Here is a 13,515-nt window from a genome sequence, read left to right on the forward strand (position 1 = left end):
AAATCCTTATCGAGTCGTGGAGGCCGCACGCTTCGCATCCTTCACGAAGCGCGTGCCGACGAAACTGACGGCCGCCGCGAGCATCACGTAGAACGCCGGCGCCATGTTGCTGCCCGTGCGGGCGATGAGCCACGTGATCAGGAACGGCGCGAACCCGCCGAAGATCGTCACCGCGAAGTTGTACGCAACGGAGAGCCCGGTCGACAGCACCTTGGTCGGAAACAGCTCAGCGAACGCCGCGAGGATCGGCCCCGTATAGGTCGCGATCAGCACGCCGAACACGGCCTGGAACACGATCAGCGACGCGAACCCGGGCGCATGGTTGATCCACGCGAACATCGGCCACGCGAGCACGAGGATCGCGAGCGCCGAGCCGGACAGGAACACGCGCCGTCCCCACACATCGGCGAGCCGGCCGACGATCGGCGAGCAGCACATGATCATCAGCCCGCCGATCATGCCGGCCACGAAGCCGGTCGATTGCGGCAGATGCAGCGTGCGCACGGAATAGGTCGGCATGTAGAACAGCAGCACGTAGGTGCAGACGGTCCACAGGATGACCATCGAGAAACTCGCGAACGTCTCGCGCGGGTAGGTGGACAGCACCTCCTTCAGCGGCGAGCTTTCCTTCGCCTGCGATTCGACGGCGCTGAACGCGGGCGTCTCGTCGATGTGGCTGCGGATGAAGTAACCGACCGGCCCGACGATGATTCCGAGCAGGAACGGCAACCGCCAGCCCCAGCTGTGCAGTGCCTGCGTGTCGAGCGATGTCGTGACGAACGTGCCGGTCGCCGCGCCGAGCAGCACCGCGAAGCCGATGCTCGACTGGATCCAGCTGGAGTAATACGCGCGCTTCTCCGGCGGCGCGTATTCGGTAAGGAACGCGGTGGCGCCGCCCATCTCGCCGCCGGCCGAGAAACCTTGCAGCAGCCGCGCGACGACGATCAGGAGCGGCGCGGCGATGCCGGCCTGTTCGTAGGTCGGCGCGATCCCGATGAGCGCCGTGCCGGCCGCCATCAGCAGGATCGTGAGCGACAGCGCGGCCTTGCGTCCGACCTTGTCCGCATACACGCCGAGGACGATCCCGCCCACCGGCCGCATGAAGAAGCCGACGCCGAACGTCGCGACGGTCAGCAGCACGGACGTCAGTTCGTTGCCGGTCGGGAAGAACAGCTTCGCGATGATCACCGCGAAGAAGCTGTAGACGGTGAAGTCGAACCATTCGAGGCCGTTGCCGATCACGGTCGCGACGATGGCGCGGCGGCGTTGCTGCACGGCCGCATCGACGGCAGGCGCGGCGCGCGGGGAAAGCGTTCCTTGCATGGTCTTTTCCTTTGTCAGAAGCCGGGACGACTGCCCCGCGTGAATCCCATGCTACGGACAGCCGGATTTTTTTCTGAAACGAAAGATTCGCATGCACGCATGCGCTGTACGCATGCATCGCGCCCGGAGCGTCAGGGCGCGGTCTGCTGCTCCGCCTGTTCGAACAGCCAGCGCGTGAACAGGCGGGCGGCCTGGTTCTGCACGCGGTCGTTCGGCGAGATCACGTAATAGCCGCCGCCATGGCTCGCGGACGCTTCCGTCACGCGCACGAGCAGGCCCGCTTCGATGCATGCGTCGATCATGTAGCGCCAGCCGAGCGACACGCCCTGGCCGAGAATCGTCATCTGCACGATCTGCGGATAGGAGTTGATCGTGATGTCCTGCGGTTGCGCCTTCTGCCGGTCGACGTCGTTCATGTCGAACCATTCGGACCACGACATCCATTGGCGCTGGCCGTCCTCGAGGCGCAGCAGCGTTTCGTTCGCGAGATCGGCCGCGTCCAGCGTGCGGCCGGCCAGATAGCCCGGCGCGCAGACGGGAAACACTTCCTCGTCGAACAGCCGGCGCGCGGTGTATTCGGCCGGCGTCTGCTGACGCACGTAGTAGACGCCGACGTCGAATTCCGCCGGCGACATCGATGCGAGCGCATCGCGCACGATCAGGCGCAGCTTGATGTTCGGATACGCGGCGCGAAAGTGCGGTAGCCGCGGCGTCAGCCACAGCACCGCGACGCCGGACGAGCACGCGATCGTCAGTTCGAGATCGCCGTACGGCTTCATCACGTCGTGCGTGGCTTCCGCACATTGCGTGAGCAGGTGGTGGACCTGTGCCGCGTATTGCTCGCCGGCGATCGTCAGCCGCAGCGAGCGGTGCTCGCGCACGAACAGCGAGCGGCCGAGGAATTCCTCGAGTTGTTGAATCTGGCGGCTGATCGCGCTTTGGGTCAGGTGCAGTTCGGCGGCGGCTTTGGTGAAGCTCGCATGCCGCACGGCGGCTTCGAACGCGACGAGGCATTGCAGTGGGGGGAGAGGCGTGATGCGCATGGCAGGCGGGAATCGGAGGCGGCTACCGACATGATACGGTTGGATCGAGCGGAAATCATCCGGCGGGAAGGGTGTTGCCGATCGGCGTATTCGCGTGGGGACCGTGTGCCATTCGCGCCAGGCCAGCCAAGGCGCGCAGCCGGTTGGGGCCACATCGATTCGCCCGAAAAGCGGATCGCGAGATGAAACAGTTACAAGTTATCTGTTGACGCGCACCTGCCCGGCGGTTAGTGTGTGCATCGAAGTCCAAGAAGTCCGATTGCTGTTCATCAATTGCTCGCTCTCCACAGCGGTATTCGTTGTCCTCTCCCTCCTTGACGCTTCACGCGCTCTTCAACAGAGCAAATCTCTCTATTTTTTTCTCAAGGAATCTTCATGGATACCGGTATCGTCAAGTGGTTCAACGACAGCAAAGGCTTTGGCTTCATCACGCCGGACAACGGCGGCGACGACCTGTTCGCTCATTTCTCGGAAATTCGTGCCGACGGCTTCAAGACGCTGGCTGAAAACCAGAAAGTGAGCTTCGAGACGAAGCAAGGCCCGAAGGGTCTGCAAGCGGCCAACATCCAGCCGCTGTAAAGTTTGAAGGGCCCGGCCTCCCACGATGGGCGCCGGGTCGCAGCGACATCCTCACGGAGCCTGGTCTCCTAAAGTTGGCGCGCGTGTTCGTGGCTGCTTCTGTTCATTCAGCGGCCAACCCGGCGTCACACGTCTCGTTGCACTTCATTCCCCCTCCGGCCGCAGCGCCTTATTTTCGCTTTCCGACTGCTTGAGATTCAGCGCGCAATGGCGTTGAATCGGCGCATCCGTGCACATATCGCACGGCACGCGCGCAGTCGAACATTATTAAAATTAGAAATGCAAAACATACAAAATCATCGATATAACGGCTATGCCGTCCAGCCCTCGGCGCATCGTCTGCCCGACGGCAGTTTTTCAGCCAACCTGCTGCTCGAGCGCGTCGATAGCGCGTCCGCGGAAGGCCGCTACCGGTTCTATTCGCTCGACTACTTCGAGAGTGAAGCGCAGGCACTGCGGCACTCGGCACACTGGGCACGCAACTGGGTCGATACGCGCGGCTAACCACAACGCCGTGGTGCCCACCCGGCGCATGTAGTTACCCGGGCGCGCAACAGCGCGCGCCCGAACCTCGCGTGTGATCGATTCTCTACCTTCCGATTGCATCCGCGCGCCCGGTTCGGGCTGCCGGATTTTCCTTTTTCGACGTCGTCGGTGAGTGGCGCTGCCAACCTTCGGATTCGTGCGAAGATTGCACGCACATCACACTCGCCCGAGAACGACGTGACCCTGTCCAATCCTGAGCGCAGCCCGGAGGCCGCCCATCCGCCATGGATGGCCGTCGCGCTGGCCGAACTCGGTATCCGCCGCCATCCGCCCGGCAGCATCAACCCGCGCATCGTCGAGTACAACAACCACACGAACCTGGTCGGCTACGACGACAAGATTTCCTGGTGTTCGTCCTTCGTCAACTGGTGCATGACGCACGCGGGATTCCGCGGCACCGGCTCCGCACTGGCGCGCTCATGGCTCGAATGGGGCCGCCCGCTGGAGCGTCCGGTCTATGGCTGCATCGCGATCCTGACGCGCGACGATCCGGCGAGCTGGAAAGGGCATGTCGGGTTCTATCTGCGTCACGACGACGAATACGTGCATCTGTTCGGCGGCAATCAGCTGGAAGAGGTGCGCGAGCTTGCGTATCCGCTGAACGAAGTGATCGGTTATCGTTGGCCCGATGCGGGATGACCGCGTCGCGGTGGCATGTGCGAATTCGCAATCGCGTGATGGCGGTTGACTCGATCGGGTTGTCGTCGATCAAGTGTCCGGAATCGTGCTGCTGATGCACGGCGCGCCGGCCAATGTAGCGGCCGGCACCGTATCGCGATCGCGCCTAGTTCTTCGCCACCGCCTCCACCTCCCCGGCCGCGTCATTCCTGCTCCACCCACCCCCCAGCGACCGATACAACGCCACCGCCGCCAGCGCATGCTCACGCTTGACCTGGTTGAGCGAATCCGAATCCCGCAGATACACCTCCTGCGCCGACAACACATCCAGAAAATCCGTCGCACCGCCCTTGTAGAGCTGATTCGCCAATCCGAGCGCCTTGTCCGACGCGGAAAGCGCGCTACCGAGCTTCCGTGTCGCCTCGTCGGAGCTGACGAGATTCGCGCGCGCATCCTCGACTTCCCGCAATGCTTGCAGCATCGTCTGCCGCAACCCGAGTTCCGACTCGCGCATCCGGCTTTCGCTCTGCGAGATATCCGCGGTAATCCGCCCCGCATTGAAAATCGGGCTCGTCGCACTCAGCGCCGCGCTGAACAGGTTGTCGGTCAACGTCGGCAACCCGAGATAGGACGCGGCCAGGATCCCGTCCGTCAGGTTCAACGAAAACTTCGGATACCGCTCGGCCTTCGCCACACCGACTTGCGCCGCACGCCGTTCGACCTGAGCATAGGCGGTCAGCACGTCCGGCCGCCGCAACAACGCCTGCGAAGGCAGCGTCCCCGGCGCCCCGACCGGCGGCGCCGGGATCTCCCCGGCCTGCGCCAGCACGAGCCGGTCGACCGCTTCCGGCGTGCGCCCCGAATACACGGCAATCAGGTTGAGCTGATGCGAGATCTGCGCCTGCGTCGGCGGAATTCGCGCTTCGAGCGCATCGAGCTGGTTCTGCGCGCGGGTCACGTCGAGTTCGGTCGACAACCCGAACGCCTGCCGCTTGCGCGTGAGTTCGAGCGCATGCTGGCGAATCCTCGCGTTGTCCTGCAGGATCTTCAGTTCCTGCTGCGCCCAGCGCAGATCGACATACGCGGATGCCGCATCGGCCGCCAGCGCGAGCCGCATCGCGTCTTCCGCATGCTTCTGCCCGACGAGTTCCGCTTGCGCGGCGAGCAGGTCGAGGCGTTCGCCGCCGAACACGTCGGGCGACCAGCTCAGCGCGAGCCCGGCACCTGCCTGCCGCACGTAGCCGAGCGGCGGCGGCGTGTTCTGCCGCGCGTCGGACGCGTGCGCGGTCGCGTCGAGTTCGGGCAGCAGCACCGCACGTTTCTGCACGGTCAGCGCCTGTGCCTGCTTCACGCGTTCGGCCGCGGCCTGCAGATCGAGGTTGCCGTCGAGCACGGTCGCGATCAGTTGATCGAGCACGGGATCGTGGAATTGCGCCCACCAGCCGGCGGCGTCGATGTCCGCGCGCGGCACGTCGGTATCCCATGCGGTGGGCGCGAACGTCTGGACGGATTCGGACAGCGCCGGATGCTGCGCGGGCTGCACCGCGCACCCGGCGGCGAATGCGCTGACGGCCAGCGCGACGAGTAGCTTTTTCATGATGATGACCTTGGCCTCAGTGCGCGTCCGGCGGCGGCGCGTTCAACGTAATGGGTTTGGAAAACACGACGGCGAGCAGCGCGACGACGAAACACAGCGACAGCGCGTAATACGCATCCGCATAAGTGAGCGTCAGCGCTTCGCGATAGATCAGCCGATGCAGGTTCGCGAGCCCGGCCTGCGCGGTATTCAGCGTATTGCCTGCGACGGAGCCCCAGTACGCGGCCTGTCGATCGAGCAGCGACGCGATCTGCGGTTCGCCGGCGCTCACGTGCTCGTTCAGGCGCAGATAGTGAAAATTCAGCCGGTCGTTGAGCATCGTCGCGCTCACCGCGATGCCGATCGCGCCGCCGAGGTTGCGCATCAGGTTGAACAGGCCGCTCGCCGATTTGAGCCGCGACTGCGGCAGCGAGCCGAGCGCCATCGTCACGATCGGCGGCACGCTGAACTGCTGGCCGATGCCGCGCAGCGCTTGCGGCAGCAGCAATTCGCGCCAGCCCCAGTCGTGCGTGATCGGCGTGTACAGGTAGCAGCCGAGGCCGAAACAGATCAGCCCGAACACGAGCAGCGCGCGCAGGCTGAAGAAGCGCGCGGCGAACGCATAGGCGCAGAGCGCGACCAGCTGGAACGCCCCGACCGACAGCAGCGCGATGCCGATCTGCAGCGAGCTGAATGCGCGCACCTGCGCAAGAAACAGCGGCGTCAGGAACACGGTCACGAAGATCCCGATACCGGTCACGAACGACAGCAGGCTGCCGATGCCGAAGTTGCGCACGGCGAGCGCACGCAGGTCGACGATCGGATCCTTCGCGGTCAGCGCATGCACGAGGAACAGGAAGCCGCAGATGCCGGAGATCCATGCGCAGATGATGATCACGTCGTCCCCGAACCAGTTCTTGCGCGGGCCTTCCTCGAGCACGTATTCGAGGCAGCCGAGAAAGCCGGACATCAGCACGATGCCGAGATAGTCGCCGCGCTTGATGAGGCTCAGGTCGGGCTCGTCGATATGCACGTAGCGCGGCACGAGCACGGCCACCGCGATGCCCGGCACGAGGTTCAGGTAGAACAGCCAGTGCCACGACCATTGGTCGGTGATCCAGCCGCCGATCACCGGGCCGATCGCCGGGGCGAGTGATGCAAGCGCGCCGATGGTCGTCGACGCGATCAGCCGCTGCTTGCCGGGGAACAGCACGAACGCGGTGGTGAACACGGTCGGGATCATCGCGGCGCCGAGCGCGCCTTGCAGCCCGCGAAACAGGATCATCGAGTTGATGTCCCACGCGAGCCCGCACAGCATGCTGGTGATCGTGAAGCCGACGGCCGACGCAACGAACAGCCAGCGCGTCGACATCACCTTCGACAGCCAGCCCGACATCGGGATCACGATGATCTCGGCGATCAGGTAGGCCGTCTGCACCCACGACAGTTCGTCCTGGCTCGCGGAAAGCCCGCCGCCGATGTCGCGCAGCGACGACGCGACGATCTGGATGTCGAGCGTCGCCATGAAGAAGCCGACGCACATCAGCGCGAACGCGAATACGCGCTGCTTCGTCGGTTGCGACGCGGGGTCGCCGGAAAACGCGGTGGTCATCGTCGGCTCCCGCTCAGTTCGCGTGGTCGGTGTGCACGGTCACGACCGCGGAGAGGCCGGGGCGCAGCACGTGATCGATACCGGGTTGCGGATCGAGATGCACGCGCACGGGCACGCGCTGGACGATCTTCGTGAAGTTTCCGGTCGCGTTCTCGGGCGGCAGCACGCTGAAGGTCGCGCCGGTCGCGGGCGCGAGGCTGTCGACGCGGCCATGCAGTTTCGTGCTCGACGCATCGAGCGACACGTCGACGCGATCGCCCGCGCGCATCTTGCGCAGCTGGTCTTCCTTGAAGTTCGCATCGACCCACAGTCCGGAAGCCGGCACGACGGTCAGCAGCGGCACGCCGACGTTCGCGAGCATGCCGACGCGGCCCGTGCGGTTGCCGACGTAGCCGTCGACGGGCGAGCGGATCGTCGTGTATTCGACGTTGAGCGCCGCGACGCGCTGCGCGGCCAGCGCGGTGTTCACGCGGGCCCGTGCATCGGCGAGCTGCGCGCCGAGCACGTCGAGCTGTCGCTTCGAGGCGAGCAGCGCGGCGTCGCTGCGTTCGACGGCCGCGCCGGCTTTCGAGTAATCGGCGTCGGCGCGCTCGACGATCTGGTTCGATACGGCGTCGGATTTGACGAGTTCGCGGTAGCGCACGCGGTCCGATGCGGCACGCGTCAGTTCGGCCGACGACGCGTTCTTGTCCGCCGCGTGCTGGCCGATCACCGCGAATTGCAGTTGCTGCTTCGCTTCGAGTTCGGTGACGGCGGAGCGCGCGCTGTCGACTTCGGCGCTCGCTTGCGCGAGCTTCGCGTCGTAGTCGCGTGCGTCGAGCTGCACGAGCACGTCGCCGGCCTTCACGCGCTGGTTGTCGGTCACGAGGATCTTGTCGACGAAACCGCTGACCTTCGGCGCGAGCACGGTCACGTCGCCGCCGACGTACGCATCGTCGGTGCTCTCCTGGAAGCGCAGCACGAACAGCCAGTCGAGCGCGGCCGCGGCCACGACAACGACGACGGCGCCTACCGCGATCCGCATCCACGGCACGCGGCGTTGCTGCTTCGCGGGCTGCTCGGTTGTGGCTGCTTCGCGTGACGCGGCAGCGGTTTGGGTCGTTTCCATCGATTCACCTATGTATATGCACTTATCAAAACGAAAGACGGCGTGCCGTCCGTCGGGGAAGTCGTCGATCAGCGTTCCGGCAGGTTGTGCGTGATCCGGAACAATTCGTCTCTGAGGCGGGCCGCCTGTGCCGACCCGAAACACCGCTCGAATGCTTCCTGCGCGGCGAGCCAGTGCACGTGCGCATCGGCGACCTTGGTTTCGCCGTGCGCGGTGAGCGCGAACGTCTGGCCGCGGCACGGCGGCTCGATCCGGCCCGTCACCAGCGCCGCGCCGACGAGCGGCTTGAGCGCGCGCAGCAGCGCGGTGCGTTCGATCACCAGCACGCTCGACAAGGTTGCCATCGTGAGGCCGGGCTGGTCGCGCAGCAGCGCGAGAATGCTGTACTGCGACGGCGTGACGCCCGCGCGCGACAGATAGCGCTCGTAGAACTGCGAGATTCGCCGGGCGGCCTGGCGGACCGCAAAGCAATCGTCGTCGGTGAGCGTGGTCTTGTGCATGTGCACATGTTAGGGCGGAGGATCGCGTGAAGCGATGGGCGGGGCGGGATCAGATTGGTGTCGTGGCTGTACCAATCGACTGCAACATGGCGCGTTCGCGCGCCCGGTCAGGCCGCGGCGGGAACGATCCAGCCTTCGCGGTCGCAATAGGCCGCCGTGTAGTCGATGAATGCCTTCACCTTCGCGGGCAGCAGCACGCGGTTCGCGTACGCGAGCTTGATCTCGACGGATGCGTCGACGAGGTCGGCGTCGGGCAGCAGTTGCACGAGCGCGCCCGACGCGAGTTCGGCCTGGACGAGCGTTTTCGGGACGACGCCGATGCCGAAGTCGTTCATCACCATTTCGCGGTTGAAGACGGGGCTGTTCGACGAGATGTCGAAGCGGAACGGCACGGTCAGCAGGTCGCCGTCGACGCGAAACGACAGGGCGGGGCGGCGCAGCGAAGGCGAGATCGGCACGAACGGATGATCGGCCAGGTCGGCCGGCGTTTCGGGGCGCGCATGCGCTTGCAGATACGCGGGCGTCGCGACGATCACGACCGGAATGCGCTCGATCAGCCGCACGACGGTCGATTCGCTCGTCAGCATGTACGGCACGACGATGCCGATGTCGTAGCCTTCGCCGACGAGATCGACCGGGCGCTCGGTCAGCGTGACGTCGAGGCGCACCTTCGGATGCGCGCTCTTGAAGCCGGCGATCAGCGGCACGAGGCGGTTCAGCGCGGCCGTCGTGTGCGCGACGAGGCGCAGCAGGCCTTCGGGTTCGCGGTTCTGCGTCTGCGCTTCGACCTCGAGCGCGTCGAGTTCGTCGAGCACGGCCGCGCAGCGTTCGTAGATGCGCTCGGCCGTTTCGGTCAGCGACACCTGGCGCGTGGTCCGGTGCAGTAGCCGGCTGCCGAAACGCGCTTCCAGATCCGCGACCGCGCGCGACACGACCGGCCGCGCGAGACCGTGCATGTCGGCGGCGCGCGTGAAGCTGCGCATCTCCACCACCGACCGGAAAATCCGCAGCTTGTCGATGTAGTCCATGTCCGTCTCCTTGACGCGAGGGCCGGCAGCCGGCCGCGTTACGGCGGAGTGTACATTGACTTTATGCATATGCACATATAAATTGCGGAGCATGAACGACACCTCGATTGCCCAGGCGTGCCACTGCCTCGCGCTGCGTCAGGCGGCGCGCTTCGTCACGCAACTGTACGAACGCCATCTGGCCCCGGTTGGCGTCACGCCCGCGCAGTTCTCGATCATGGCGAATCTCACGCGCCGGCCCGGCCTGCTGATGAGCGAACTCGCCGAGACGCTCGTGATGGATCGGACGACCCTGCTGCGCGGACTGAAACCGCTGCAGCGCGACGGTTTCGTCATGACGACCGCATCCGAGCACGATGCGCGCGCGCATGTGCTGCACCTGACGAAGCTCGGCGAGCGCACGTTCGCACGCGCGCGGGTCGCGTGGCAGGCCGCGCAGGACGAATACGAGGCGCAGGTCGGCCGCGATCGCGCGAATGCCTTGCGCGACGAGCTGTTCGGCCTGACGGCGGAACGCTAGGCGAACTGGAGCGGATTTCGAGCCAACGATGGCGCTGGTGGTCGTTTTCTGCGAAAAGTGGTTTTTAAACTGTCCGGATTAATCCCGATCTGGACAGTTTTTGTTTCCAGTTGTACAGTCCTCTGACGGATCACATGAACCGGCACACTGCCGGGTGCGAGTCACGAGGAGCAACCGATGCTGCAGTTGAGCGACCGCGACGACGCGATGTTGCGCGGGGATTTCGGCGACGGCGTCGCGCGCGCGATGCGGATCGTCGTGCGTACCGCGCACGTGATGTCCGCGCCGCACCTGATCGACATCACGTCCGCCCACATCGACGGCTGTCTTTACCACGGCCGGACGAGCCTCGATTTCGTCGAGTATTTCGTCGACACCGGCACGAAGGTCGCGGTGCCCACCACGCTGAACGTCGGGTCGCTCGACCTGATCCATCCCGAGCTGTACCACGGCGACCGCGCGATCCAGCGCGACGCGCAGCGCCTGATGGATGCGCATCTGCAGCTCGGCTGCGAATCGAGCTTCACGTGCGCGCCGTATCAGCTGAAGCATCGTCCCGCGAAGGGCGAGCAGATTGCGTGGGCCGAATCGAATGCGATCGTGTTCGCGAACTCGGTGCTCGGCGCGCGCACCAGCCGGTACGGCGATTTTCTCGACCTGGCGGCCGCGATCACCGGGCGCGCGCCGTATGCGGGGCTCCATGTCGAAGCGAACCGCGCGGCGCGGCTGGTGTTCAACGCGCCGGATTTCACCGGCCTGCCGTCGCGCGACATCTACTTTGCCGCGCTGGGTCTGCTGATCGGCCGGATCGCGGGCGCGGTCGTGCCGGCGATCGTCGGGTTGCCGGCGGACACCACCGAGGACGAACTCAAGGCGCTCGGCGCGGCCGCCGCGTCGAGCGGTGCCGTCGCGCTGTTTCATGCGGTGGGCATCACGCCGGAAGCGCCGACGCTCGACGCCGCGTTGCACGGGCAAGCGGCGCAACGCACGGTCGACGTCGCGATGACCGATCTCGACGCGATTCGCCGCACGCTGAACCACGGCGCGGCCGGCGATCCCCTCGTCGCGGTCGCGCTCGGCACGCCGCATTTCTCGCTGGCCGAATTCCGCACGCTCGACACGTTGCTCGACGCGTTCGACGGCACGCCGGCGTGCGATTTCTACGTGAACACGAGCCGCTTCATCCTGTGGGAGCTGGAGGAGGCCGGCCTCGCGCGCAAGTTCGCCGCGCGCGGCATCCAGATCGTCGTCGATACCTGCACGTACATCACGCCCGTGATGAAGCAGATGTCCGGGCTCGTGATGACCAATTCGGGGAAATGGGCGTCGTATGCGCCCGCGAACATCGGCGTGACGGTCGCGTACGGCAGCATGCGCGAATGCGTGCGCTCGGCTTACGAAGGAAAGGTGCGATTCGATGACTGAAGCAGCGGGCAAGGGTCTGACGGGCGACACGCTCGTGCCGGGCAGCGCGTGCGCGCGCCCGTTCGTGCTCGACAAGCCGCTCAGCTTCTGGGGCGGCTACGACTCGGGCGCGGGCAGGATCGTCGATCGCGGCCATCCGCAGGCCGGCGCGAGCCTCGCCGGCAAGGTGATGGTGATGCCGCATGCGAAGGGCTCGAGTTCGAGCAGCAGCGTGCTCGTGGAAGCCGTGCGCAACGGCACGGGGCCGGTCGGGATCGTGCTGAAGGAGCGTGACTTGATCCTCTCGATCGGTGCGATCGTGGCGGCCGAACTGTATGCGATCGCGGTGCCGGTGGTGTGCGTGAGCGACGACGTGTACGACGCGATCGCCGCCGCGACCGGGGAGGTGCGGATCGAGGCGGGCGACGGGGAAGGGGGCGCGCGGATCGTCGTCGGGGGCTGACGCGTCGTGCGCGTATCGTGTCAGAGAAAGCGGATGTTCGGCGTATCGTCATGCGTGAGCGACAGCGCGTGCCGGGCGGCATTCATCTCGCGTTTGCCGCCGGGCTGCGTGAGCCGCCGGATTTCCGGCCACGCGATCACGCCGAACATGGTGCGCAGGATCGTACTCAGCACGAAGAGGCCAATCGCGGTGCTGCCGAACCACGCCACCATGTCGAGCATGCCGTCCGTGCTGCGTTGCAGTGCGGACATGATGCCGGTGACGAAGGCCATGGCGACCAGAATGGCGATCGTCACGAATACGTCGGTGCGGGCACCGGCGACTTCGGCGGTGCGAACGAGATACACCGAACCGTCAGTGACGTTGCGAATGCCGTAGATGGCGGCGCGATCCGGGCTTCGGACGTACGCAACATTCAGCCGGTCGCCGGCGCCGATGAACAGGCTTCGCGCGCTGTCCGTCCTGACCGTGAGCGGTGCGTCGAACGTGTCGAGTTGCAGCACGATTTCCTCGATGCCTTGCGTGGTCCAGCCGAGGTTGTTGCTCCAGACTTTCGTACGGATCGTATTCTGGCTCACGGACGTCACGGCGCCGGTCGCGATCTGCATCACACGATCGGTCATCCGTTGCTCCGTTCCGCCTTGAATCCGGCGGGTTCGTCTCGCCACTTTTCCTGGGCCTCGCGCCGCTGGGGCCGGAAGACCCGTTCGGACAGGCCGGCGATCGCGAGCAGGGTGCCCAGCAGGCTGATGATGCTCACGAGCACGGCCAGCGCGATGACGAGCGCCCAGCCCGCTTTGAACGCAGCCGCGCCGATCAGCAGGCTCAGCATGAACAGGCACGACGCCCATGCCAGCAGCGACAGGTTGCGGCGCTTTTGTCCGAGCGCATCGTAAGGCGCGATCGCCAGATCGCCGCTTCTGAGCCACGCGATCCGGTGGCGGCCGCGATCGTCGAAGACGCACGCGCGCACGGCCATCCCGGGCTTCAATCGATCGATCTGCGTGAAGGCCGCCGCGTCGATATCGCCGGCGCCGATGAAGTAGCAGACGTTCTGCATCGTGAGCCGGTAAAGCGGCACCTTCGCGATACTGGCCTCGACCCGGACGAGGTTCGTATCGATACGGTCGATCGTCGACTCGATCAGCGTGGTGTGATTGGACATGGGGCGGGAGAGTGCGCCGCTTTGGCTTGG

General features: G+C 65.6%; 15 protein-coding genes. 6 read left to right on the top strand and 9 right to left on the bottom strand.

Features of this window, described 5'->3' with window-relative positions; genetic code table 11:
• Positions 1-6: 6 nt before the first annotated feature.
• Together G3N62_RS02265 and G3N62_RS02270 are read right to left on the bottom strand one after the other, a co-directional pair.
• Positions 7-1,323: an MFS transporter gene (locus G3N62_RS02265; RefSeq protein ID WP_124668789.1), complete on the bottom strand. Its 1,317-nt coding sequence runs from the start codon at positions 1,321-1,323 to the stop codon at positions 7-9.
• Positions 1,324-1,454: 131 nt separating this feature from the next.
• On the bottom strand, positions 1,455-2,366 hold the full coding sequence (locus G3N62_RS02270; RefSeq protein WP_069245868.1) for a LysR substrate-binding domain-containing protein: 912 nt from the start codon (positions 2,364-2,366) through the stop codon (positions 1,455-1,457).
• Positions 2,367-2,741: 375 nt separating this feature from the next.
• Between G3N62_RS02270 and G3N62_RS02275 the strand changes: the two genes are divergently transcribed.
• The 3 genes from G3N62_RS02275 to G3N62_RS02285 all read left to right on the top strand — a co-directional run bounded on the left by G3N62_RS02275 (position 2,742) and on the right by G3N62_RS02285 (position 4,130).
• Positions 2,742-2,945 carry a cold-shock protein gene (locus G3N62_RS02275; protein WP_034185637.1) on the top strand — a complete coding sequence of 68 codons (204 nt, stop codon included), beginning with the start codon at positions 2,742-2,744 and terminating at the stop codon, positions 2,943-2,945.
• Positions 2,946-3,224: 279 nt separating this feature from the next.
• The gene (locus tag G3N62_RS02280; protein WP_034185638.1) at positions 3,225-3,449 is read left to right on the top strand and encodes a hypothetical protein; all 225 of its coding nucleotides are present in this window, start codon (positions 3,225-3,227) and stop codon (positions 3,447-3,449) included.
• A 270-nt stretch (positions 3,450-3,719) separates the two neighbouring features.
• Complete coding sequence (locus tag G3N62_RS02285) at positions 3,720-4,130, top strand: TIGR02594 family protein (protein WP_034185639.1); 411 nt, start codon at positions 3,720-3,722, stop codon at positions 4,128-4,130.
• 145 nt (positions 4,131-4,275) lie between these two features.
• Here G3N62_RS02285 and G3N62_RS02290 read toward each other — a convergent pair whose 3' ends face one another.
• From G3N62_RS02290 to G3N62_RS02310, 5 genes are all read right to left on the bottom strand, one after another.
• A complete protein-coding gene (locus G3N62_RS02290) occupies positions 4,276-5,706 on the bottom strand; it encodes an efflux transporter outer membrane subunit (RefSeq protein WP_124668790.1) in 1,431 nt (476 codons plus the stop codon).
• Positions 5,707-5,722: 16 nt separating this feature from the next.
• Positions 5,723-7,297: a DHA2 family efflux MFS transporter permease subunit gene (locus G3N62_RS02295; protein ID WP_034185641.1), complete on the bottom strand. Its 1,575-nt coding sequence runs from the start codon at positions 7,295-7,297 to the stop codon at positions 5,723-5,725.
• 13 nt (positions 7,298-7,310) lie between these two features.
• A complete protein-coding gene (locus G3N62_RS02300; protein WP_034185642.1) occupies positions 7,311-8,405 on the bottom strand; it encodes an HlyD family secretion protein in 1,095 nt (364 codons plus the stop codon).
• A gap of 68 nt (positions 8,406-8,473) precedes the next feature.
• Positions 8,474-8,905, bottom strand: coding sequence for a MarR family winged helix-turn-helix transcriptional regulator (locus G3N62_RS02305; RefSeq protein ID WP_034185643.1), 432 nt, complete (start codon positions 8,903-8,905; stop codon positions 8,474-8,476).
• 107 nt (positions 8,906-9,012) lie between these two features.
• The gene (locus tag G3N62_RS02310) at positions 9,013-9,933 is read right to left on the bottom strand and encodes a LysR family transcriptional regulator (protein WP_034185644.1); all 921 of its coding nucleotides are present in this window, start codon (positions 9,931-9,933) and stop codon (positions 9,013-9,015) included.
• Positions 9,934-10,024: 91 nt separating this feature from the next.
• Between G3N62_RS02310 and G3N62_RS02315 the strand changes: the two genes are divergently transcribed.
• From G3N62_RS02315 to G3N62_RS02325, 3 genes are all read left to right on the top strand, one after another.
• Entirely contained in the window at positions 10,025-10,453 is a 429-nt protein-coding gene (locus G3N62_RS02315; RefSeq protein WP_034185645.1) for a MarR family winged helix-turn-helix transcriptional regulator, read from the top strand.
• A gap of 177 nt (positions 10,454-10,630) precedes the next feature.
• Entirely contained in the window at positions 10,631-11,878 is a 1,248-nt protein-coding gene (locus G3N62_RS02320; RefSeq protein ID WP_124668791.1) for an aconitase X, read from the top strand.
• On the top strand, positions 11,871-12,320 hold the full coding sequence (locus G3N62_RS02325) for a DUF126 domain-containing protein (protein WP_124668792.1): 450 nt from the start codon (positions 11,871-11,873) through the stop codon (positions 12,318-12,320). Before G3N62_RS02320 ends, G3N62_RS02325 begins: the two co-directional genes overlap by 8 nt.
• 20 nt (positions 12,321-12,340) lie before the next feature.
• On the opposite strand, the gene G3N62_RS02330 is transcribed toward G3N62_RS02325, so the two are convergent.
• The gene (locus G3N62_RS02330; RefSeq protein ID WP_226193645.1) at positions 12,341-12,823 is read right to left on the bottom strand and encodes a hypothetical protein; all 483 of its coding nucleotides are present in this window, start codon (positions 12,821-12,823) and stop codon (positions 12,341-12,343) included.
• 116 nt (positions 12,824-12,939) lie between these two features.
• Positions 12,940-13,485, bottom strand: a complete 546-nt coding sequence (locus G3N62_RS02335; protein WP_124668793.1) for a hypothetical protein — start codon at positions 13,483-13,485, stop codon at positions 12,940-12,942.
• Positions 13,486-13,515: the final 30 nt, after the last annotated feature.

The sequence above is a fragment of the Burkholderia sp. Tr-20355 genome (assembly GCF_017104685.1).
Classification (GTDB): domain Bacteria; phylum Pseudomonadota; class Gammaproteobacteria; order Burkholderiales; family Burkholderiaceae; genus Burkholderia; species Burkholderia seminalis.

Excerpts from the sequence above, each read along its gene's own strand:
- G3N62_RS02280 (WP_034185638.1), top strand. The coding sequence starts at position 3,225 with ATGCAAAACATACAAAATCATCGATATAACGGCTATGCCGTCCAGCCC.
- G3N62_RS02300 (WP_034185642.1), bottom strand. The coding sequence starts at position 8,405 with ATGGAAACGACCCAAACCGCTGCCGCGTCACGCGAAGCAGCCACAACC.
- G3N62_RS02320 (WP_124668791.1), top strand. The coding sequence starts at position 10,631 with ATGCTGCAGTTGAGCGACCGCGACGACGCGATGTTGCGCGGGGATTTC.
- G3N62_RS02270 (WP_069245868.1), bottom strand. The coding sequence starts at position 2,366 with ATGCGCATCACGCCTCTCCCCCCACTGCAATGCCTCGTCGCGTTCGAA.
- G3N62_RS02315 (WP_034185645.1), top strand. The coding sequence starts at position 10,025 with ATGAACGACACCTCGATTGCCCAGGCGTGCCACTGCCTCGCGCTGCGT.
- G3N62_RS02290 (WP_124668790.1), bottom strand. The coding sequence starts at position 5,706 with ATGAAAAAGCTACTCGTCGCGCTGGCCGTCAGCGCATTCGCCGCCGGG.
- G3N62_RS02325 (WP_124668792.1), top strand. The coding sequence starts at position 11,871 with ATGACTGAAGCAGCGGGCAAGGGTCTGACGGGCGACACGCTCGTGCCG.
- G3N62_RS02295 (WP_034185641.1), bottom strand. The coding sequence starts at position 7,297 with ATGACCACCGCGTTTTCCGGCGACCCCGCGTCGCAACCGACGAAGCAG.
- G3N62_RS02265 (WP_124668789.1), bottom strand. The coding sequence starts at position 1,323 with ATGCAAGGAACGCTTTCCCCGCGCGCCGCGCCTGCCGTCGATGCGGCC.
- G3N62_RS02335 (WP_124668793.1), bottom strand. The coding sequence starts at position 13,485 with ATGTCCAATCACACCACGCTGATCGAGTCGACGATCGACCGTATCGAT.
- G3N62_RS02305 (WP_034185643.1), bottom strand. The coding sequence starts at position 8,905 with ATGCACAAGACCACGCTCACCGACGACGATTGCTTTGCGGTCCGCCAG.
- G3N62_RS02275 (WP_034185637.1), top strand. The coding sequence starts at position 2,742 with ATGGATACCGGTATCGTCAAGTGGTTCAACGACAGCAAAGGCTTTGGC.
- G3N62_RS02310 (WP_034185644.1), bottom strand. The coding sequence starts at position 9,933 with ATGGACTACATCGACAAGCTGCGGATTTTCCGGTCGGTGGTGGAGATG.
- G3N62_RS02285 (WP_034185639.1), top strand. The coding sequence starts at position 3,720 with ATGGCCGTCGCGCTGGCCGAACTCGGTATCCGCCGCCATCCGCCCGGC.